The following is a 20,719-nucleotide window of genomic DNA, read 5'->3' as shown; positions in this document are numbered from 1 at the left end:
GGCTAGCCGACCTTCTCGACGAAGACACGGATGGTCCCGCCGCAGGACAGTCCGACATTCCAGGCGGTCTCGTCGGCGACGCCGAACTCGAGCATCTTCGGCTTGCCGCTCTCGATCACGTCCATGGCCTCGGTGACCACGGCGCCCTCGACGCAGCCGCCGGAGACAGACCCCAGAAACGTGCCCTCGTCGTTGATGACCAGGCTCGAGCCCGCCGGGCGCGGGGCCGAACCCCAGGTCTCGACGACGGTCGCCAGTGCGACGCCACGGCCGGCCTTCTGCCAGTCCTCCGCCGCCTTCAGAATGTCCTCGTCGCGATCGAGCATGGCTTGGCCTCTCAGGCTGCGGAGCGGATCAGGCTGCGGTGATGCGGCGGCAGCGGCCGGGAGAGCGTGGTGATCAGCTCCTGGATCGAACTCAAATTATGCACGGGGCGGAATTCGTCAACGTGCGGAAGCATCATTTTGATGCCCTGGGCCTTGGCCTCGAAGCCGCCGAACCGCAGCAGCGGGTTCAGCCAGATCAGCCGCCGGCAGGAGCGGTGCAGCCGGTCCATCTCGAAGGCGAGCTTGGAATCGGCCTCCCGCTCCAGCCCGTCGGAGATCAGCAGCACGATGGCGCCCTGGCTCAGGACGCGGCGCGCCCACAATTTGTTGAAGTTGTGCAGCGAGGTCGCGATGCGGGTGCCGCCGGCCCAGTCCTCGACCGCCGCCGAGCAGCTCGCCAGTGCCTCGTCGGGATCGCGCTGGCGTAACGCGCGCGTCACATTGGTCAGCCGCGTGCCGAACAGGAACACCGAAACGCGCTTGCGCGCATCGCCAATGGCATGAAGGAAATGCAGGAACAGGCGGGTGTACTCGCTCATCGAGCCGGAGATGTCGAGCAGCGCCACGATCGGGGCCGGCTTCTCGATCCGCCCGAGGCGATGGATGTCGATGATGTCGCCGCCGGTGCGCAACGACGCCCGCAGCGTGCGGCGCATGTCGAGCCGCAGGCCGCGCGGATCGGGCTGGTGCCGGCGGGTCAGGAGCTCCGCCTGCGGCAGCCGCATCATCTGGATGGCACGCAGCGCCTCGGCGATTTCGGCGGCGCTCATCTGCGCGAAATCCTTCTTCTGAAGGATCTCCTTGTCGGAGACCGACAGGCGCAGATCCTGCTCCTGGTGCTGCGGCGTCTCCGTCATGCGCGGCTGCGACATCGCCTCCTGCACGCGGCGCGCGGCGGCTGGCGGCTTCTTCTTGGCGCCATCGGGCAACGGCACCGAATCCAGCATGTGCTTCCACTCTTCGGAGGCGCGGAAGAACAGGTTGAAGGCCTGCTTGAAGATCAGCGCATGCTCATGACGCTTGACGAAGATCGCCTCCAGCGTGGTGAAGACGTCGGCACGGCTGCCGATGTCGATTACCTGCAGCGCGTTCATGGCATCGATCACCGCACCCGGGCCGACCGGCATGCCGGTCGCGCGCAGCGCGCGGGCAAAGCCGACGATGTTGTCGGCGAATTGCTCCGTCTTGTCAGGCGCGAGGTGGTTGATGGCCATGGTGGTTTCCCATCTTCCCGTCATTCCGGGGCGCCGCGCAAGCGGCGAGCCCGGAATCCATAACCACGATCGGGAGTATGGATTCCGGGCTCGCGCTACGCACGCCCCGGGATGACGAGTTCGTTATGACGCACGCGCGTCAATTCTCGCTCGTCGCTTCCTTCAGCACCTTCTGCAGGGTGTCGCCCTGCATCCGCGTGATGTCGTCCTGGTATTTGAGCAGCGCGCCCAGCGTGTCGCCGACCACTTGCGGGGTCAGCGAGCGGGCGTCGAGCTCGGACAGCGCGGTGGCCCAGTCGATGGTCTCGGCGACGCCAGGCGATTTGTAGAAGTCCTGGTTGCGCAGCGCCTGCACGAAGCGGACGACCTGCTGCGACAGCTTGGCGGAGATGCCGGGCACGCGGGTCTTGACGATCGCGAGCTCGCGCTCGGCGGCGGGATAGTCGACCCAGTGATACAGACAGCGCCGCTTCAGCGCGTCGTGAATTTCGCGGGTGCGGTTGGAGGTGATGATGACGATCGGCGGATGCGGCGCCTTCACGGTGCCGAATTCGGGGATCGTCACCTGGAAGTCGCTGAGGATTTCCAGGAGGTACGCCTCGAACGCCTCGTCGGCGCGGTCGAGCTCGTCGATCAGCAGCACCGGCGGACCGGCAACGTCAGGCTCCAGCGCCTGGAGCAGCGGCCGCTTGATCATGTAGCGGTCGGCGAAGATGTCGCTCGATAGCTGCTCGCGATCGGTGTCGCCGGCGGCTTCCGCCATCCGGATCGCGATCATCTGCGCCGCGCTGTTCCACTCATAGACCGCCGAAGAGACGTCGAGGCCTTCGTAGCACTGGAGACGGATCAGCTTCCGTCCCAGCGCCGCCGACAGCACCTTTGCGATCTCGGTCTTGCCGACGCCGGCCTCGCCTTCGAGAAACAGCGGCCGGCCCATGCGCAGCGACAGATACGTCACCGTCGCCAGCGACCGCTCGGCGAGATAGCCGCGCGAAGTCAGGAGTTCGAGCATCGCATCGACCGATGCCGGCAGGGTCGCTGAGGTCATGTAAAGAGCCAGTCTCGCTACGCCCTCACAACGGGCAAGTATTCGGCCAGAGCGTGAGGAGGACTTACTCCTTGGCGTTGGCGGCGTCGAGGGCGCGCCGCGTCAGCACGCCGATGAGATGGGCGCGGTATTCGGCGCTGCCATGGATGTCGCTGTTCAGCCCTTCCGCCGGCACCTCGATGCCGTCGAGCACCTTGGACGAGAACCGCTTCTTCAGCGCCTCCTCATAGGCCTCGACGCGGAACACGCCGTCCGAGCCGGCGCCGGTGACAGCGACCCGCACGTCCGAGGGACGCCGCGCCACGAAGACGCCAACCAGCGCGTAACGCGAAGCCTGGTTGCGGAACTTGATGTAGGCGGCCTTCTTCGGCAGCGGGAACATCACCTTGGTGATGATCTCGTCGGCTTCCAGCGCGGTGGAGAACAGGCCCTGGAAAAACTCTTCCGCCTTGAGACGCCGCTTGTTGGTGACGATGGTCGCGCCAAGCGCAAGCACGGCGGCCGGATAATCCGCAGTCGGATCGTTGTTGGCGAGCGAGCCGCCGATCGTGCCCTTGTGGCGCACCGCGGGATCACCGATCTGGCTGGCGAGATTGGCAAGCGCTGGGATAGCCTCGCCGACGATGGCGGAGGTCGCGACCTCGGCATGCTTGGCGGTGGCGCCGATCACCAGCGAACGGCCCTTCATCTCGATCGCGTTCAATCCCTCGATATGGGAGAGGTCGACCAGATGCGGCGGGCTCGCGAGCCGCTGCTTCATGACGGGAATCAGCGTGTGGCCGCCCGCAATCACCTTGGCGTCTTCGTTCTTTACCAGGAGATTGGCAGCCTGCCGCACGGTCCCGGGGCGGTGGTATTTGAATTCGTACATGAGGGTGTCCTGATCGCGGAGGGCGCGCGGTTACGCGAGATCGGATTTCGCCATCGCCTTCGCGCCGGCGGCGATCGAGGCGACGATGTTCTGGTAGCCGGTGCAGCGGCAGAGATTGCCTTCTAGTTCTTCCCGGATCGTATGGTCGTCGAGCTCGTGGCCCTTGCGATGGACGATGTCGATCGCGGTCATGATCATGCCCGGCGTGCAGAAGCCGCACTGAAGACCATGGTGCTCACGGAAGGCTTCCTGCATCGGATGCAGCGGCGCGCCGTCGGCCGCCAGTCCCTCGATGGTCCTGACCTCGTGGCCGTCGGCCATCACGGCCAGCGTGGTGCAGGACTTCACGGCCTTGCCGTCGAGATGCACGACGCAGGCGCCGCACTGCGAGGTGTCGCAGCCGACATGGGTGCCGGTCAGCCGCAGATTCTCGCGCAGGAACTGCACCAGAAGCGTACGCGGGTCGACATTGCCGGTAACAGGATTGCCGTTCACGATGAGGGAGATTTTTGCCATAAGCACTCTCTATCAGCGCCCCGACGGGTCCCGTCGAAGCGGTTCTTTTTTATAATTATTCCAACCCATCATATGGGCCATTGTCCGCTGGGGCAACATTGCCCGGGACGCAAGCCGCCATGACAATAGGCGATACCCTCTAGCCCTGTACCGCCTTGGCGAAATTCGCGAAAAACTCGTCGGCCAGCTTCTTGGCGGTGCCGTTGATCAGGCGCTGTCCAAGCTGCGCCAACTTGCCGCCGATCTGCGCCTCGACGTCGTAAGAGAGCAGCGTGCCGCCATCCTTCTCGGCAAGCCTCACGGCTGCGCCGCCCTTGGCAAAGCCGGCCACGCCGCCCTCGCCTTCGCCCGAGATCTTGTAGCCGTTCGGTGGGTCTAGATCGCTGAGCATCACCTTACCCTTGAAGCGCGCCGAGACCGGGCCGACCTTCATTTTCGCCGTCGCGCGAAAACCACCGTCGTCGGTCTTCTCCAATTCCTCGCAGCCGGGGATGCAGGCCTTCAGCACCGCGGGGTCGTTGAGTTTTTCCCACACGGCCTCGCGCGGCGCCGCAAGCTGGACTTCGCCATTCATTGTCATGGCCATGGGATGCCTCCGGGATGTCAGACTTGGATCACACAGGAATAATATTGCTCAAGTAACGCACGGAGCCCGCAAAGGAAAGGGCAGCCCCCGGTCACGTGCAATGCATATTCGCACCTGCAAAAAGTCTTGTGTGGCCCGTCAGGGATTGGCAGAGCCGGAGCATGGTGATTAGGTCCCGCGCAACATGAGCACAGCCCTCTCCCCCCTGCTTGCGCCGATGCTGTCGAGTACGGCCATGCGAGCCGTCTGCGACGACCGCTCCATCCTGCAGAACATGCTCGATTTCGAGGCAGCCCTGGCCCGGGCCGAGGCTGCCACCGGTGTGATTCCCGCGTCAGCGGTGGGCCCGATCGAAGCGGCCTGCAAGGCCGAAACCATCGACATGGCCGCGCTGGCGGAAGCCGCGACCCGGTCTGGCAATCTCGCAATTCCCCTGGTCAAGACGCTGACCGCCAAAGTCGGCAAGGCCGACGGCGAGGCCGCGCGCTACGTGCATTGGGGCGCGACCAGCCAGGACGTCATCGACACCGCGACCATGCTGACCCTGCGCGCAGCAATCGATGCGCTGGACGCCGACCTCAGCCGCGCCATCAATGGCTTTGCTGCGCTGGCCCGGCGCCATCGCAACACCGCGATGGTGGCCCGGACCTGGCTGCAGCACGCCCTGCCGATGCCGTTCGGATTGAAGGCCGCTGAATACGCCTCGGGCCTCGCCCGCGCCCGCTGCCGCCTGCGGCGGCTCCGTCGCGAGGGCCTGGCGCTGCAATTCGGCGGCGCCGCCGGCACGCTCGCAGCGCTCGGCGACAAGGGGCTCGCGGTCGCCGAACGGCTGGCTCAGGAACTGAACTTGCCGCTCCCGGAGGCGCCCTGGCACACCCATCGCGATCGAATTGCCGAAGCCGCGTCTAGCTTTGCGATCCTCGCCGGAAGCTGCGGCAAGATCGCGCGCGACGTCTCGCTGATGATGCAGACCGACGTCGGCGAAGCGTTCGAGCCCGCCGGCGAAGGCCGCGGGGGCTCCTCGACCATGCCGCACAAGCGCAACCCGGTCGCCGCCGCAAGCGCGCTCGGCTGCGCGACCATGGCGCCCCAGCTTGCCGCAACGATATTCGCTGCGCAGGTGCAGGACCACGAGCGCAGCGCAGGTCCCTGGCACGCGGAATGGCCGACGTTGCCGCAATTGATGCTGGTCACTTCGGGCGCACTCGCCGCCATCGTCGACATCGCCGAAGGGCTCGATGTCGATGCCGCGCGCATGCGCAGCAATCTCGATGCGACGCATGGGCTGATCATGGCGGAGGCCGTCACCTTTGCGCTCGCCGACAAGATCGGCAAGAGCGACGCGCATCATCTGATCGAGGCGGCGAGCAAGCGCGCGGTCGCCGAGAAGAAACACCTGCGCGAGGTGCTCTCGGCCGATTCGCAGGTCACCACGCATCTCGCGCCGGAGAAAATTGCGGCATTGTTCGAGCCGATGGCCTATCAAGGGGCCTCTCAAGCTCTGATCGACCGGCTGCTCGGCAGCCTCGATCGCGAATAGATACGGAGACGCCGCATGCCCATGATCGATGCCGACGGTTGCCTGATCAACGTCTCCGTCGAGGGCCGCGACGGCGGGCCGACCCTGATGCTCTCCAACTCGCTCGGCTGCACGCTTCAGATGTGGGAGCCGCAGATGAAGGCGCTGACGCAGGTGTTCCGCGTCATTCGCTACGACCGCCGCGGCCACGGCAAGTCCAATGTCCCGCCCGCCCCCTATACGATGGAGCGCTTCGGCCGCGATGTGCTTGCGATCCTCGACGATCTCAACATCGAGAAGGTGCACTGGTGCGGACTGTCGATGGGCGGCATGGTGGGGCAATGGCTGGGCGCCAACGCGCCTGAACGATTCGGCAAGCTCATCCTCGCCAACACCTCCTGCTACTATGCCGAGCCGACCAAATGGCTGGAGCGCATCGATGCCGTGAAGAAAGGCGGCATCGCCGCGGTCGCTGACGGCGTGATCGCCGGCTGGCTGACCCAGGATTTCCGCGAGCGCGAGCCAGATATCACTGCAAGGATGAAGGCGATGCTGCTCGCCACCCCCGTCGAGGGTTACCTCGCCTGTTGCGAGGCGCTGTCGACGCTCGACCAGCGCGCGCTGCTTCCTGACATCAAGAGCCCGACTTTGGTGATCGCCGGCCGCCACGACGTGGCGACGCCGATCTCGGCGGGCGAATTGATCCGCTCCAACATTCCCGGCGCCAGCATGACCATCATCGACGCCGCCCACATTTCCAACGTCGAGCAGCCGCACGCGTTCACGGACGCGGTGGTGGGATTTTTGACGCAGCGCTGACAACGCACATCGTCATTCCGGAGCGATGCGAAGCATAGAACCCGGAATCTCGATCCGCAGTTCGCCACTTCGAGATTCCGGGCTCGCCTCCTCGAGGCACCCCGGAATGACTCACTGGAGGATAGAATGGACGACCAGAAACGCCGCGATGCCGGCATGACCGTACGCCGCAAGGTGCTGGGCAATGCCTGGGTCGACAAGTCGATCGCCAACCGCAATGCCTTCAACACCGACTTCCAGGACATGATCACGCGCTACGCCTGGGGCGAGATCTGGACGCGGCCGCATTTCGACGAGCGCACGCGGCGGGTGCTGGTGATCGGCACCATGGTCGCACTCGGACAATGGGATGAATTCCGCCTGCATGTGCGCGCGGCGCTGGCCGAGGGCGGCTTCACCCCCGACGACATCAAGGAAATCCTGTTGCAGCAGGCAATCTATTGCGGCGTTCCCGCGGCGAACCACGCCGTCAAGGAAGCCTCAGCGATTGTGCAGGAGCTCGGCCTCGTCAAAGGCTAGCGGCACGGTTTCCGTAGCGTCCACGGTCTTCGGCGCGGGCGCCGGCCGTTCGATCACCAAGACGATGGCGGCGCTGAGCAGGAGCAACAGCTCGGTGGCGTGCAGGCGAAGTGCGGCCATCTCCCCGACCTTCGAAGCCATCACCATGCTCGCGAACGAGATCAGGCTGCCGATCGCCAGCGCAATGCCGAGCGCCTCATCGCTGGCCCCGCTCTTGCGGGTGCGCGGAATGGCGAGCAGCGCGAGATAGATCGCGAAGAACGCCACGACGGTCAGCCGTCCGAGCGCCAGCAGCCAGGCGGCACGCACCGTGCTCATGCCGGACATCTGGAGGTGATCGCTGAGGAACAGCGCAACCGCGACGCTCGGCCGTTCATAGAGGCCATGCACCGGCGCCACAAAGATGCTGAAGGCGACCAGCGTCCAGGCCGGAATGAAATAGGCCGCCAGCACCGCGCCGTTGATCGAGCCGATCCGCCAATTCCTGAACATGCCGCTTCCCGCTTCGTCTACGCGCCTTCGACAGAAGGCGTTGCCGGGAGCTAACTCGCATCGGACTGTGGCGGCAATTTAAACCCTTCGTTTACCTTAATCGCCCGGCTGGGCGGTTCATCCAAAGAAAAAGGCCCCGCCTCTTGGCGGGGCCCACTCGACGTTACGCCTGTCCACGTTACGCTTGGGCGTTCAATCCAATCTGTTGTCCTGCCGCCCGCCCTGCTGCTGGCCGGGCTTGTCGCCCTGGCGCATTGGGTCGTGCTGCTGCTGCTGTCCGGGCTTCTGGCCGCCACCCTGCTGCTGCCCCGGTTGCTGGCTTGGGCGCTGCTGGCCGGCACCCTGGTTCTGCTGGCCCGGATTCTGGTTTTGCTGCTTCGTCATTGGGGGAAACTCCCTTGTTGGACGCAAGTAGCGAGACAACAGCCGGCGGCTGATTTGGTTGCCCTGCGGATCCCGGTTCCTCGCGGTTGCGGGAACCGGAAGCTGACGTCAGTCACCAAAATGACCTCTGTACAAGCCTTTTTGACAAGACATGGCCAGTTGCAGCCGCCAGTTCCCTCCTGTTACAAAATAGGAAGAACGCTCAAGGGCTGCCGGGGCCCGAGAAGAAACGTACACACTCTCTCGAACTCCTCCCTTTCAATCGCGTCAGGTTTGGGTAACGGCAGCGCATGGATTATTTCGCCCAGCAGCTCATCAACGGCCTCGTGCTCGGCTCCATCTACGGCCTGATCGCGATCGGCTACACGATGGTCTACGGCATCGTCGGCATGATCAACTTCGCTCATGGCGACATCTTCATGGTCGGCGGCTTCATCGCACTGATCTCTTTCCTCATTCTGGTCTCGCTCGGTCTGACCGCGATCCCACTGATCCTGCTGGTCGTTCTGCTGGTCGCGATGGCGGTCACCGCACTCTATGGCTGGACAGTCGAGCGCATCGCCTACCGGCCGCTGCGGCACTCCTTCCGTCTTGCGCCGATGCTGTCGGCGATCGGCATGTCCTTCGTGCTGTCGAACTATTCGCAGGTCGCCCAAGGCGCCCGCGTCAAGCCGGTTCCCCCGATCATCACCGGCGGCTACACGCTGCATGAAGGTGCCGACGGTTTTGTGGTGCGGCTCTCCAACATGCAGATCGTGGTGGTGGTCACCACGATCGTGCTCCTGTTGATCTTCACCTGGCTCGTCTCGCGCACGCGGCTCGGGCGCGACATGCGCGCCTGCGAGCAGGACCAGACCATGGCGGCGCTGCTCGGCGTCGACGTCGATCGCACCATCTCGATGACCTTCGTGATCGGTGCGGCGCTCGCCGCGGTCGCCGGCATGATGTACCTGCTCTATTACGGCCAGGTCGATTTCAACATGGGTTTCGTCGCCGGCATCAAGGCCTTCACCGCGGCCGTGCTGGGCGGCATCGGGTCGCTGCCCGGCGCGGTACTGGGCGGTCTTGCGATCGGCCTGATCGAAACCTTCTGGTCGGCTTATTTCTCCGTGGAGTACAAGGACGTCGCCGCCTTCTCGATCCTGATCATCGTCCTGATCTTCATGCCGACCGGCCTGCTCGGCCGTCCCGAAGTCGAAAAAGTCTGACAGGCCCAGCGCGTGACAGCCCCTTCAACCGAAACCACGCATGTCAGCCGCACAACGGACATCCCGTTCATCCTGAAAAAAGCCTTCCTCAGTGCGTTCGTCGCGCTGGTGCTGTTCTCGCTGATGATCGGCATCCGCACCGAGGCCGGCCCCGAGGGGCAGCTGATCTACTGGACGCGCTTGGGCGATCTCGCCTCCATCGTCGGCCTCGTCTTCGGTGGCTCCATCGTCCTTGAATTGCTGCGGCAGTGGATCGGGCCGGCCGGCGCGGAGAAGCTGGTGCCGCCGGTGGTGCAGCGCGGCATGTCATATCTCGGCAGGTTCCTCGCGCCTGCGCTTCTCGTCTTCGCCCTGTTGGTGCCGGTGATCTTCTACAATCAGCGCTACATTCTCGACCTCGCGATCCTCGTCCTCACCTATGTGATGCTGGGCTGGGGACTGAACGTGGTGGTCGGGCTCGCGGGGCTCCTCGATCTCGGCTACGTCGCCTTCTATGCGGTGGGGGCCTATTCCTACGCCCTGCTCGCGACCAATTTCGGCTGGTCGTTCTGGGTCTGCCTGCCGCTCGCCGGTATGCTGGCCGCGCTCTGGGGCGTGATGCTCGGCTTTCCGGTGCTGCGGCTGCGCGGCGACTATCTCGCCATCGTAACCCTCGCCTTCGGCGAGATCATCCGGCTCGTCATCATCAACTGGCAGGATCTGACCGGCGGGCCGAACGGCGTCTCGGATATTCCCCGCCCCACTTTGTTCGGCATCCCGCTTGACAACAGCGACGACGGGCTGGCGGCAAAGCTCGGCATCGACTACTCGCCGACCCACCGCATCGTCTTCCTGTTCTATCTGATCCTTGCGCTGGCGCTGCTCACCAACTGGGTGACGATCCGCCTGCGGCGCCTGCCGATCGGTCGCGCCTGGGAGGCGTTGCGCGAGGACGAGGTCGCATGCCGCGCGCTCGGCATCAACATCACCACCACAAAGCTGACCGCTTTCGCAACCGGCGCGTTGTTCGGCGGCTTCGCCGGCGCGTTCTTCGCAACAAGGCAAGGCTTCATCAGCCCGGAATCCTTCACCTTCCAGGAATCGGCGCTGGTGCTCGCCATCGTCGTGCTCGGCGGCATGGGCTCGCAGCTCGGCGTCGCACTCGCCGCGCTCACCATGATCGGCGGCTTCGAGCTGTTCCGCGGCCTCGAGACCTACCGCATGCTGGTGTTCGGCATGGCGATGGTCCTGATCATGATCTGGCGGCCGCGCGGCCTGATCGGCCATCGCGCGCCGACCGTGTATCTGACCAAGGCACAAGCCATCTCCTCCGATCTCGTCAAGGAGGGGCACGGATGAGCACCGACCGGATTCTGAGCGTCGATCAGCTCACCATGCGCTTCGGCGGCATCGTCGCCGTCCAGGAGCTGTCCTTCACGGCGGAACGCGGCAAGATCACCGCGCTGATCGGACCGAACGGCGCCGGCAAGACGACGGTGTTCAACTGCATCACCGGCTTCTACAAGCCGACCGCCGGCTCCATCAGCCTGACGCATGCGAATGGCAGCCAATTTGCAATCGAGCGGCTGAAGGATTTTCGCATCTCCAAGCAGGCGAAGATCGCGCGCACCTTCCAGAACATCCGCCTGTTTCCGGGCATGACGCCCCTGGAAAATCTGATGGTGGCACAGCATAACACGCTCATGCGGGCCTCGGGCTTCACATTCCTCGGCCTGATCGGCGTGCCCTCCTATCGCAGCGCCGAACAGGACGCCATCGCGCTTGCGACCCGCTGGCTGAAACGGGTCGGCCTCCTGGACCGCGCCGACGATGCCGCGGGCAACCTCTCCTATGGCGATCAGCGCCGGCTCGAGATCGCCCGCGCGATGTGCACCGGCCCTGCGCTTCTCTGCCTCGACGAGCCTGCCGCCGGCCTGAACGCGCGCGAGAGCGCCGCCTTGAGCGAGCTGCTGCTCTCGATCCGCGCCGAGGGCACCTCGATCCTGCTGATCGAGCACGACATGTCGGTCGTGATGGAGATCTCCGACCACATCGTCGTGATGGATCACGGCGTGAAGATCGCGCAAGGCTCGCCACGCGAGGTGCGCGATGACCCCAGGGTGATTGCCGCCTATCTCGGCACCGACGAGGAAGAGGCCGCTGCGGTGATGGAGAGCGAGTCGTGACCGCGGCTTCCACTCCCCTGCTCGCGATCCGCGGCTTGCGCGCCGCCTACGGCAAGATCGAGGCGCTGAAGGGCGTCGACGTCGAGATCAATTCGGGCGAGATCGTCGCGCTGATCGGCGCCAACGGTGCCGGCAAGTCGACGCTGATGATGACGATCTTCGGCAAGCCGCGCGCCCGCGCCGGCCAGATCCTGTACGAAGGCAAGGACATCACCTCGGTCCCCACCCATCAGATCGCGCAATTGCGCATCGCCCAGTCGCCGGAGGGCCGCCGCGTCTTCCCGCGGATGAGCGTCGCGGAAAACCTTCAGATGGGCGCCGACGCCACCGGCTGCACCGAGGCGGAACGGGACAGCACCCTCCAGCGCGTGTTCGCGCTGTTCCCACGGCTGAAGGAACGCGTCATGCAGCGCGGCGGGACCCTGTCGGGTGGCGAGCAGCAGATGCTGGCGATCGGCCGCGCGCTGATGAGCCGGCCGCGCCTGTTGCTGCTCGATGAACCCTCGTTGGGGCTCGCCCCCCTCATCGCCCGGCAGATCTTCGATGCGATCCGCACCCTGAACCGCCAGGACGGCCTGACCGTGCTGATCGTCGAGCAGAACGCCAATCATGCACTGAAGCTCGCCCACCGCGGCTACGTCATGGTCAATGGCCTGATCACGCTGGCCGGAACAGGCGCCGAGTTGTTGCAGCGCCCCGAGATTCGCGCCGCCTATCTCGAAGGCGGCCGGCACGCCTGACGGCCCTCGCGTGCGGACGAACACGGCGAGATATCTTTGCAACTGCCCGTATTTTGCCGGTGACTTCTCGAAAAATTCATTGAAGAATGGCGCCGGTTTGAACCGGGCTTGCCCGGCAGCTCCCACAGGCGATCACCCGCGAGGTATCTCATGAAATCACTTAAACTCATCGGTCTGGCATTCGGCGCGTCGGTTGCGCTGTCAACGGCGGCGTTCGCAGACGACCTCACCATCGCAGTCGCGGGCCCAATGACCGGCACCGAATCCGCCTTCGGCCGCCAGATGAAAAACGGCGCCGACCTGGCGGTGGCCGACATCAATGCAGCCGGCGGCGTTGCCGGCAAGAAGCTGGTGCTCGATGCCGAGGACGACGCCTGCGATCCCAAGCAGGCCCGCTCGGTCGCCGAAAAGATCGCGGGCGCGAAGATCCCGTTCGTCGCCGGCCATTTCTGCTCGTCGTCGTCGATCCCGGCTTCGGAAGCTTACGCCGACGGTAACGTCCTCCAGATCACGCCCGCCTCGACCAACCCGCTGTTCACCGAGCGCAAGCTGTGGAACGTGGCGCGCGTCTGCGGCCGGGACGATCAGCAGGGCCTGATTGCGGCGCAGTACATCGCCAAGAACTTCAAGGGCAAGAACATCGCGATTCTCAACGACAAGACCACCTACGGCAAGGGTCTGGCGGATGAGACCAAGAAGGCGCTCAACAAGGCCGGCGTCACCGAGAAGCTCAACGAGTCCTACAACAAGGGCGACAAGGACTTCAACGCGATCGTCTCGCGCCTGAAGAAGGAAAATATCGATCTCGTCTATGTCGGCGGCTATCATCAGGAAGCCGGCCTGATCCTGCGCCAGATGCGCGACCAGGGCATGAAGACGATCCTGATGTCGGGCGACGCCTTGGCCGACAAGGAATACGCATCGATCACGGGCCCGGCCGGCGAAGGCACGCTGTTCACCTTCGGTCCAGATCCGCGCAACAAGCCGACCGCGAAGAAGATCGTCGAGGCCTTCAAGGCCAAGGGCATCGATCCGGAAGGCTATACGCTCTACACCTATGCCGCGATGCAGGTCTGGTCGCAGGCGGTCAAGAAGGCCGGCACCACCGATGCCAAGAAGGTCATGACGACGATCAAGGCCGGCAAGTGGGATACGGTGCTTGGTCCGCTCGAATATGACGCCAAGGGCGACATCAAGCAGATCGACTATGTCGTCTACAAGTGGGATGCCAAGGGCGGCTACGCCGAGCTCAACGCCAACGGCACCTGAGACTGGGCACCCGACCTTTCGCCCATTATCGACGTCAACGCCCCGGTTCGCCGGGGCGTTTTTTCCTTCGGGGGCACCGTCAGACGGCTGCGGACAGTTCGCCGCCCGCCGCTTGCTGCGCCTTCCGGATCGCTTGCAACAGGTCGTTCGGCCGAAACGGCTTTTGCAGACAGACGACGCCGTCGAGGCCCGGCGCCTCGCCCATGAAATCCAGCGCCGTCATGCCTGACACTGCCACGATCGGAAATCCGGGAACCCGATCACGAATGGCGGCCATGACCTCGATACCGCTGGCGTCAGTCAGGAAAATGTCGACAATCGCCGCGTCGAAAACGTCTTCGCCGAAGGCTGTCAGGCCGGCCGCACCGCTCTCCGCTTCAACGACGTCATAACGGTTGACCCGGAGCACGATCGAGACCATGGCGCGGACGTCCTTCTGGTCGTCGATAACAAGGACACGGGGCATGGGAACAACTCCCGGATTCGTATCATCAATTGGGTCAATCCGAACGGCGGCGTGCGCCAAGGCAGTATGGATCGGTCCAGTAAAGCCAACCTTACCGATTCCCTATTCCGATATCCTGTCCGAGTTAAGTAAGCTGTAACCCTCGGTTGAGTCGCAGACACATCCCCTCAGGACACGCGCCCAGAGCCGGCTACCATGGAGGCCAGGGCACCCGATAATGAAGTCACGTGGACTACCCATGCCGACCCAGCGAGAGGTCAACGTGCACGCCAGGAACGACCGAAGCACATTCCTTTCGACCTTGCCGGCCATGCAGGGCGATCGCACTGCAGCATTGGCGATAGTCGGGATCTCAGCGGTCCTGTTCGCGCTGGCTGTCCCGTTCGCGGGAACCCCGCTGGTGCAGGTGCCGGCCTTCGTGGCCAGTTACCAGTCGGCGCTCGCCGTCAGCGACATCATCACCGCGGTTCTCCTGCTGTCGCAATTTGCCGTGCTGCGCAGCCGCGCGCTGCTGTTGCTGTCGACCGGCTATCTGTTCACGGCGGCGGCGGCGCTGACCCACGCCCTCACCTTCCCCGGCCTTTTCGCGCCGAGCGGGCTGCTCGGCGCCAGCACCCAGACCACGGTCTGGCTCTATATGATCTGGCACGGCGGGTTCCCGCTGTTCGTGCTGGCCTACGGATGGCTGAAGGACGGCAACGGCGGCGACAAGGTCGAGGGACCGACCGCGCGCGCGATCGTGCTCGCCGTCCTCGGCGTGATCGTCGCGATGATCGCCATCGCCTGGTTCGTCACCGCGCAGCACGATCTGCTGCCGGTCCTGCTGAAGGACGGTCGCTACACGACCACCATGATCGGCGTGGTGTCCTTCGTCTGGTCCTTGAGCTTCGCGGCTCTGATCACGCTGTGGTTTCGCAAGCCGCATACGGTGATCGACGTCTGGCTGATGGTCACGATGTGCGCCTGGCTGTTCGACATTGCGCTGTCGGCGATCGTCAACGTCGCCCGCTACGATCTCGGCTTCTACGTTGGCCGTCTCTACGGGCTTTGCGCCGCGAGCTTCGTCCTCGCCGTGCTGTTGATCGAGAACGTCCGCCTCCAGGCGAGCACGATGGGCCTCCTCGGCCGGCTGCGCGAGCAATCGGCATTCGACCGCGACTATTACGGCAAACGCCTCGCGCTCTACGGCGCCGTGGTCGAGTCCTCCAACGATGCCATCATCACGGAGTCGCTCGACGGCCTCATCACCGGCTGGAACCGGGCTGCAGAGCGCCTGTTCGGCTATTCCGCCGCCGAGGCGGTCGGCCAGTCGATCTACCTCGTCGTCCCTGAAGACCGGAAGGCCGAAGCCAGGGGCCTTCTCAACCGTGTCAGCACCAACGAGTCGATCGCCCAGCACGAGACGGTCCGCATCCGCAAGGACGGCCGGCAGATCGACGTCATGCTGAACGTCTCGCCGCTGCGATCGGACAATGGCGAGATCATCGGCGCATCCAAGATCGCCCATGACATCACCGAGGAAAAGCAATCGCGCGAGAAGCTGCGCCGCGAGATCGAGGAACGCGAGCGCATCTTCGAGACCTCGCAGGATCTGATCCTGGTCACCGACGGTTACGGCAATTTCGTCCAGGTCAGCCCGAGCGTGAAGGACATCCTCGGCTTCAGCCCGGAAGATTTCATCGGCCACAGCGCGACGGAGTTCATCCACCCCGACGACCTCGAAAAAACGCGGAGCGAGATGCGCACGGCCCGACGCGGCCGTACCAAACGCAGCTTCGAAGCGCGCTACTACCACTACGACGGTCACGAGGTGACCTTGAACTGGGTGGGGAACTGGTCGGAGCCGGTGAAGCGCCATTTCTTCATCGGTCGCGACCTCACCGAGAAGCAGGCTGCCGAAGCCCAGTTCCGGCAGGCGCAGAAGATGGATTCCATCGGCCAGTTGACCGGCGGCGTCGCCCACGATTTCAACAACGTGCTCACCGTCATCACCGGCACGATCGGTATCTTGGCGGACGCGGTCGCCGACCGGCCGGAACTTGCCGCCATCACCAAGCTGATCGACGACGCCGCCGAGCGCGGCGCGCAGTTGACCAAGCACCTGCTCGCCTTCGCCCGCAAGCAGCCGCTTCAGCCGCGCGAGATCGACGTCAATGCCCTGGTGCTCGAGGCCGGCAAGCTATTGCACCCGACGCTCGGCGAGCAGATCACGATCATGCCGCAGCTCACCGAGGATGCCTGGCCCGCGATGGTCGATCCGGGCCAGCTCTCCACCGCCATCCTCAATCTCGCGCTGAATGCGCGCGATGCCATGCCCGACGGCGGTACCTTGGTGCTGGAGACCCGCAACGTCTTCCTCGACGACGGCTATGCCAGCATGAATCCTGATGTCGTCGCCGGCAATTACGTGATGATCGCAGTCAGCGACACCGGCTCGGGCATTCCGGCGGACCTGCTCGAGCGGGTGTTCGATCCCTTCTTCACGACCAAGGAGGTCGGCAAGGGTACGGGCCTCGGCCTCAGCATGGTGTTCGGCTTCGTCAAGCAGTCGGGCGGACACATCAAGATCTACAGCGAGGAAGGCCACGGCACGAGCGTGAAGATCTACCTGCCGCGGTCCACCGGCGTGCAGGAGACCGACTACGAACAGCTCCAGAACGTGCCCATCGCCGGCGGCGACGAGAAGATTTTGATCGTCGAGGACGACGCGCTGGTGCGGCAGTATGTCGTGACACAGGTCAAGAGCCTCGGCTATGCCGCGCTCGAGGCGGCCAACGCCGCCGAAGCCCTCGTCATCATCGATGCCGACAAGGACATCGACCTGCTCTTCACCGACGTCATCATGCCCGGCAGCATGAACGGCCGCCAGCTCGCCGACGAGGCGGCACGGCGACGACCGGAGCTGAAGACTCTGTTCACCTCGGGCTACACCGAAAACGCCATCGTCCATCATGGCCGGCTCGATTCCGGTGTGCTGCTGCTCGCCAAGCCCTACCGCAAGTCGGAGCTCGCCAAGATGCTCAGGACGGCGCTGGCGAGTTGAGCGCGGCGCTCGCGTGCGCTATCGCTGATGCCGTGCAGCGCTTGGAGTGTCGTCCTTGAAGAACCTCCTCACCGATATCGCCGGCGTCCGCGTCGGCCATACCCATGACGCAAAGCTTGCCTCGGGCGTGACGGCGATCGTGTTCGACCAGCCGGCGGTTGCAGCGATCGACATCCGCGGCGGCGGCCCCGGTACGCGCGAGGACGCGCTGCTCGATCCAGCCAACACGGTCGAACGCATTGACGCGATTGCGCTGTCAGGCGGCTCCGCCTTCGGGATCGAGGCCGGCGGCGGCATCCAGGCCTGGCTCGCCGAGCAGGGCCGCGGCTTCCGCGTGCGCGAGGCGCTGATCCCGATCGTGCCGGGCGCGATCCTGTTCGACCTGCTCAACGGCGGCGACAAGGCATGGGGCCGCTTCGCGCCTTATCGCGATCTCGGCTATGCTGCCGCGGTCGCCGCCGGGACGGAATTCGAGCTCGGCAGCGTCGGCGCCGGCTTTGGAGCCACCACCGCGACGTTCAAGGGCGGACTGGGCTCGGCGTCCGCTGTCACCAGCAGCGGCGTCAAGGTCGCGGCGCTCATCGCCGTCAACGCGGTCGGCAGCGCCACCGTCGGCGAAGGCCCGTGGTTCTGGGCAGCGCCGTTCGAAGTCGGCGGCGAGTTCGGCGGTCGCGGATTGCCCGACAAATTCAGCGACGACATGCTCAAGATGCGCATCAAGGGCGGCCCTGCCGCAACCGAGCGCGAGAACACCACGATCGGTATCGTCGTCACCGACGCGGTGTTGACCAAGTCACAAGCCAAGCGGCTGGCGATGATCGCGCACACCGGCTTTGCGCGAGCGATCTATCCGGTGCATGCGCCGACCGATGGTGACGTGCTGTTCGCCGCGGCCACCTGCGCGCAGCCGATCGATCCGATCGTCGGCATGACCGAGCTCGGCATGGTCGCCGCCAACGTGGTCGCCCGCGCCATCGCCCGCGGCGTCTACAGCGCGACTGCGCTGCCATTTCCGGGCGCGCAGCCCGCATGGAAGGATCGGTTCGGCTAGGCCTCAGTGCGCGCTTACACGCTCATCGACATCGATGAAGAGGCCGCGGCAGCGGACGATCCCTGCCCCTGGCGCTGCATCATCTGCGCAAACCAGTCATAGGGCGAATTGCCGGCGCCCGAGCCATTCGAAGAGCTGGAGGCGCCAGGTACCGTCGTCGTCATCTTGAAGCCGTCGGCATAGGTGACCGTGGTGGTGGTCGAGCCGTCGGCACCGGTCGTCGTGGTCGAGGTCGAACCGCCGCTCGACGATGACGAAGAAGGGTCACTGCCGGATGCATCGGCCGAGCCGCTCGCAGCCTGCGCGTGGTGGTGGCCGCCGTGATGGCCGCTGCCCTTCAGCGCCTTCGACATCTCGTCGAGGCTGACGCTGCCGTCCGAATTGCTGTCGAGCTTGGAGAACACGTCGTCGGCCTGCGCGAGGTTGGTGCCGCCGGCGCCCAGCGCGTTCTCGAATTCCGATTGAGTGATCTGGCCGTCGCCGTCGGCGTCGATCTGCGAGAACAGATCTTTCAGCGCATTGTCCCGGCTGGTCGACGTCGAGGATGTCGAGCTCGACGAAGTGGAGCTGCTGCTGGTCGAGTCCGCCGACTGGCTTTGCGCTGCGAACAGGGCATTCATCGTCTCCGGCGAGATCTGCGGATAGTACCCCGCATTCACCGACGCGGCCGCATTGCTCGTCGTGGTGCTACTGCTGCTGTCGATCGCAAATGGATTGTTCGCGCCTTGCGACGAGCCCGACTGCTGCGTCGAGGACGATTTCGAGCTCGTCAGCGATTGAATGACATCGAGCGCAGTCGAGACGGCGCCAAGCGCAAACAACATTGCACAACTCCAACCCATGCGGCACGCCGCGGCCAATGTTCCGGGCGTGAGGCCAGCAAGCGACGTGCCAGCGCGAAAAGCTCAATGAAATCCGCATCCATCGTGCGTTGCGAGGCGTGGGACCATCGGCAATTCATGCCGCTGGCGGCAGAATTTTCCGCCCACAGGAAGCTGATCCTCCCTGCATTGCCCGGCCGGGAGGCCCATGTTAGGCGAGGCCATTCGCTCTTGTGCCGCCCCGGGAAACCGCGCCATGACCCAAGCCTTCGCCCCCCGCCCCCTGGCAATCGCGCCCTCGATCCTGGCCTCGGATTTCTCCAAGCTCGGCGAAGAGGTTCGCGCGGTGGATGCCGCCGGCGCCGACTGGATCCATCTCGACGTGATGGACGGTCACTTCGTGCCCAACATCTCCTACGGCCCCGACGTCATCAAGGCGATGCGTCCGCACACCAAGAAAATCTTCGACGCCCATCTGATGATCTCGCCCTGCGACCCCTATCTCGAGGCCTTCGCCAAGGCCGGCTGCGACCACATCACGGTGCATGCCGAGGCAGGTCCGCATCTGCACCGCTCGCTCCAGGCGATCCGCGCGCTCGGCAGGAAGGCCGGCGTCTCGCTCAATCCGGGCACGCCGATCAGCGTGCTGGAATACGTGCTCGACCTGGTCGACCTCGTGCTGGTGATGTCGGTCAATCCCGGCTTCGGCGGCCAGGCCTTCATTCCCTCGGCGATCGGCAAGATCCGCGACATCCGCGCGATGACGGCGGGACGCCCCATCGACATCGAGGTCGACGGCGGCGTCGGCCCCGAAGTCGCCGGCGCGCTTGCCGCGGCCGGCGCGAATGCCTTCGTCGCCGGCACCTCGGTGTTCAAGGGCGGCACGCAGGAAGCCTACAAGAACAATATTGCAGCGATCCGCAACGCGGCGCTCGGGGCCCGCGGCGAAGCGATCTGACGCTCCGGGCGCGGCAAGAGCCCCCGCAAATCTGCGGCTCTTGCGGGTGTTGCGACGCGCAATGCCCAAAAATACAACCGCGACCCGTACTCCTCCGGGCTTCCCTGATTCGTGCAAATCACCGTTAGTGATTCCTGCCTGATTTGACAGGAGCACATCATGACGACGACCCTGGTTTGGACTGGCGTGGCGTTGTGGATTGGTTTTTGTGGGTTCGTTGTGTTCGGCCCAACGGCCGGACCGGTGAAGGTCCCGGCGCGTTCCACCCGCATGATCGGTCGCAATCGCTATCCGGATTGATGCCATGCAGATCGCACTCGTGAAGCGTCAGCCGAAACGCAGATGCCGTATCCCGCGCCGTCCGCATCCGAACCTCGACTATTTCTTCGGCCGGCTCGAACGCTCCGAAGGCGAGATGTGCGACGATCCGGGCGCCGAAACGGCCGAGCTGGAGCGTCCGCTCCGGTCACCGCGCCGGCATTGAAATCCTCACTTGGACTCGAGACCGATGAAACCGCACTGCCCGAACTGCCTGAAGGAAATGACCAAAGCGTCGGCGTCGCGTAACCTCTTCAACTGCGAACCCTGCCGCGAGATCATTCAGTACTTCGGCGGCAGCGCGGATCACGGCGAAGCCGGCCCGCACTTCACCTGGCCGATCCGCCGCAAGGGCGCCATCCACACCGCCCACGCGGTCTGATCTC

Annotated in this window: 24 protein-coding genes; 14 read left to right on the top strand and 10 right to left on the bottom strand. The window is 64.8% G+C overall.

The genetic code is table 11. The features are described from left to right. Window positions 1-2 precede the first annotated feature (2 nt). The 6 genes from XH90_RS13740 to XH90_RS13715 all read right to left on the bottom strand — a co-directional run bounded on the left by XH90_RS13740 (window position 3) and on the right by XH90_RS13715 (window position 4,561). Window positions 3-326 (bottom strand): XdhC family protein, encoded by a 324-nt coding sequence (locus XH90_RS13740; protein WP_008564652.1) that lies wholly within the window; start codon window positions 324-326, stop codon window positions 3-5. 11 nt (window positions 327-337) lie between these two features. Further along, the gene (locus tag XH90_RS13735) at window positions 338-1,540 is read right to left on the bottom strand and encodes a VWA domain-containing protein (protein ID WP_194481979.1); all 1,203 of its coding nucleotides are present in this window, start codon (window positions 1,538-1,540) and stop codon (window positions 338-340) included. A 139-nt stretch (window positions 1,541-1,679) separates the two neighbouring features. Beyond that, window positions 1,680-2,588: a MoxR family ATPase gene (locus tag XH90_RS13730; protein ID WP_188095444.1), complete on the bottom strand. Its 909-nt coding sequence runs from the start codon at window positions 2,586-2,588 to the stop codon at window positions 1,680-1,682. Between the two features lie 64 nt (window positions 2,589-2,652). Then, window positions 2,653-3,459: a xanthine dehydrogenase family protein subunit M gene (locus tag XH90_RS13725; RefSeq protein WP_194481978.1), complete on the bottom strand. Its 807-nt coding sequence runs from the start codon at window positions 3,457-3,459 to the stop codon at window positions 2,653-2,655. Window positions 3,460-3,489: 30 nt separating this feature from the next. After that, window positions 3,490-3,975 carry a (2Fe-2S)-binding protein gene (locus XH90_RS13720; protein WP_194481977.1) on the bottom strand — a complete coding sequence of 162 codons (486 nt, stop codon included), beginning with the start codon at window positions 3,973-3,975 and terminating at the stop codon, window positions 3,490-3,492. 139 nt (window positions 3,976-4,114) lie between these two features. Continuing rightward, window positions 4,115-4,561: a carbon monoxide dehydrogenase subunit G gene (locus tag XH90_RS13715; RefSeq protein WP_194481976.1), complete on the bottom strand. Its 447-nt coding sequence runs from the start codon at window positions 4,559-4,561 to the stop codon at window positions 4,115-4,117. Between the two features lie 184 nt (window positions 4,562-4,745). On the opposite strand from XH90_RS13715, the gene XH90_RS13710 reads away from it, so the two are divergent. The 3 genes from XH90_RS13710 (at window position 4,746) to XH90_RS13700 (ending at window position 7,418) form a co-directional block, all read left to right on the top strand. Beyond that, window positions 4,746-6,101, top strand: coding sequence for a 3-carboxy-cis,cis-muconate cycloisomerase (locus XH90_RS13710; protein WP_194481975.1), 1,356 nt, complete (start codon window positions 4,746-4,748; stop codon window positions 6,099-6,101). A gap of 15 nt (window positions 6,102-6,116) precedes the next feature. After that, window positions 6,117-6,899, top strand: coding sequence for a 3-oxoadipate enol-lactonase (gene pcaD / locus XH90_RS13705; RefSeq protein WP_194481974.1), 783 nt, complete (start codon window positions 6,117-6,119; stop codon window positions 6,897-6,899). A gap of 126 nt (window positions 6,900-7,025) precedes the next feature. Then, entirely contained in the window at window positions 7,026-7,418 is a 393-nt protein-coding gene (locus XH90_RS13700; protein WP_128950978.1) for a carboxymuconolactone decarboxylase family protein, read from the top strand. Here XH90_RS13700 and XH90_RS13695 read toward each other — a convergent pair. Then, entirely contained in the window at window positions 7,380-7,910 is a 531-nt protein-coding gene (locus tag XH90_RS13695; protein ID WP_194481973.1) for a hypothetical protein, read from the bottom strand. The two genes, XH90_RS13700 and XH90_RS13695, sit on opposite strands and share 39 nt — an antisense overlap. Window positions 7,911-8,102: 192 nt before the next feature. Further along, window positions 8,103-8,294 carry a hypothetical protein gene (locus XH90_RS13690; RefSeq protein ID WP_194481972.1) on the bottom strand — a complete coding sequence of 64 codons (192 nt, stop codon included), beginning with the start codon at window positions 8,292-8,294 and terminating at the stop codon, window positions 8,103-8,105. Window positions 8,295-8,584: 290 nt separating this feature from the next. On the opposite strand from XH90_RS13690, the gene XH90_RS13685 reads away from it, so the two are divergent. The 5 genes from XH90_RS13685 (at window position 8,585) to XH90_RS13665 (ending at window position 13,676) form a co-directional block, all read left to right on the top strand. Further along, window positions 8,585-9,502: a branched-chain amino acid ABC transporter permease LivH gene (locus tag XH90_RS13685; RefSeq protein ID WP_194481971.1), complete on the top strand. Its 918-nt coding sequence runs from the start codon at window positions 8,585-8,587 to the stop codon at window positions 9,500-9,502. 12 nt (window positions 9,503-9,514) lie between these two features. After that, the gene (gene livM, locus XH90_RS13680) at window positions 9,515-10,840 is read left to right on the top strand and encodes a high-affinity branched-chain amino acid ABC transporter permease LivM (protein WP_194481970.1); all 1,326 of its coding nucleotides are present in this window, start codon (window positions 9,515-9,517) and stop codon (window positions 10,838-10,840) included. Further along, entirely contained in the window at window positions 10,837-11,667 is an 831-nt protein-coding gene (locus tag XH90_RS13675) for an ABC transporter ATP-binding protein (protein ID WP_194481969.1), read from the top strand. Before livM ends, XH90_RS13675 begins: the two co-directional genes overlap by 4 nt. Continuing rightward, the gene (locus XH90_RS13670; RefSeq protein WP_194481968.1) at window positions 11,664-12,407 is read left to right on the top strand and encodes an ABC transporter ATP-binding protein; all 744 of its coding nucleotides are present in this window, start codon (window positions 11,664-11,666) and stop codon (window positions 12,405-12,407) included. Before XH90_RS13675 ends, XH90_RS13670 begins: the two co-directional genes overlap by 4 nt. A gap of 150 nt (window positions 12,408-12,557) precedes the next feature. After that, window positions 12,558-13,676: a branched-chain amino acid ABC transporter substrate-binding protein gene (locus XH90_RS13665; protein ID WP_194481967.1), complete on the top strand. Its 1,119-nt coding sequence runs from the start codon at window positions 12,558-12,560 to the stop codon at window positions 13,674-13,676. Window positions 13,677-13,755: 79 nt separating this feature from the next. On the opposite strand, the gene XH90_RS13660 is transcribed toward XH90_RS13665, so the two are convergent. Next, window positions 13,756-14,142, bottom strand: a complete 387-nt coding sequence (locus XH90_RS13660) for a response regulator (protein ID WP_194482682.1) — start codon at window positions 14,140-14,142, stop codon at window positions 13,756-13,758. Between the two features lie 238 nt (window positions 14,143-14,380). On the opposite strand from XH90_RS13660, the gene XH90_RS13655 reads away from it, so the two are divergent. Together XH90_RS13655 and XH90_RS13650 are read left to right on the top strand one after the other, a co-directional pair. Further along, entirely contained in the window at window positions 14,381-17,185 is a 2,805-nt protein-coding gene (locus XH90_RS13655) for a PAS domain S-box protein (protein ID WP_194481966.1), read from the top strand. Window positions 17,186-17,240: 55 nt separating this feature from the next. Continuing rightward, entirely contained in the window at window positions 17,241-18,236 is a 996-nt protein-coding gene (locus tag XH90_RS13650) for a P1 family peptidase (RefSeq protein WP_194481965.1), read from the top strand. A 14-nt stretch (window positions 18,237-18,250) separates the two neighbouring features. Here XH90_RS13650 and XH90_RS13645 read toward each other — a convergent pair whose 3' ends face one another. Next, window positions 18,251-19,060, bottom strand: coding sequence for an EF-hand domain-containing protein (locus XH90_RS13645; protein ID WP_194481964.1), 810 nt, complete (start codon window positions 19,058-19,060; stop codon window positions 18,251-18,253). Between the two features lie 253 nt (window positions 19,061-19,313). Between XH90_RS13645 and rpe the strand changes: the two genes are divergently transcribed. The 4 genes from rpe to XH90_RS13625 all read left to right on the top strand — a co-directional run bounded on the left by rpe (window position 19,314) and on the right by XH90_RS13625 (window position 20,715). Continuing rightward, the gene (rpe, locus tag XH90_RS13640) at window positions 19,314-20,015 is read left to right on the top strand and encodes a ribulose-phosphate 3-epimerase (RefSeq protein WP_194481963.1); all 702 of its coding nucleotides are present in this window, start codon (window positions 19,314-19,316) and stop codon (window positions 20,013-20,015) included. 159 nt (window positions 20,016-20,174) lie between these two features. Beyond that, window positions 20,175-20,315: a hypothetical protein gene (locus XH90_RS13635; RefSeq protein WP_194481962.1), complete on the top strand. Its 141-nt coding sequence runs from the start codon at window positions 20,175-20,177 to the stop codon at window positions 20,313-20,315. Window positions 20,316-20,319: 4 nt separating this feature from the next. Further along, window positions 20,320-20,499 (top strand): hypothetical protein, encoded by a 180-nt coding sequence (locus tag XH90_RS13630; RefSeq protein ID WP_194481961.1) that lies wholly within the window; start codon window positions 20,320-20,322, stop codon window positions 20,497-20,499. A 24-nt stretch (window positions 20,500-20,523) separates the two neighbouring features. Further along, window positions 20,524-20,715 carry a hypothetical protein gene (locus tag XH90_RS13625; protein ID WP_194481960.1) on the top strand — a complete coding sequence of 64 codons (192 nt, stop codon included), beginning with the start codon at window positions 20,524-20,526 and terminating at the stop codon, window positions 20,713-20,715. Window positions 20,716-20,719: the final 4 nt, after the last annotated feature.

It is taken from the genome of Bradyrhizobium sp. CCBAU 53338 (assembly GCF_015291665.1).
Lineage (GTDB): Bacteria > Pseudomonadota > Alphaproteobacteria > Rhizobiales > Xanthobacteraceae > Bradyrhizobium.
This window is presented reverse-complemented; position numbering and strand designations above follow the sequence as displayed.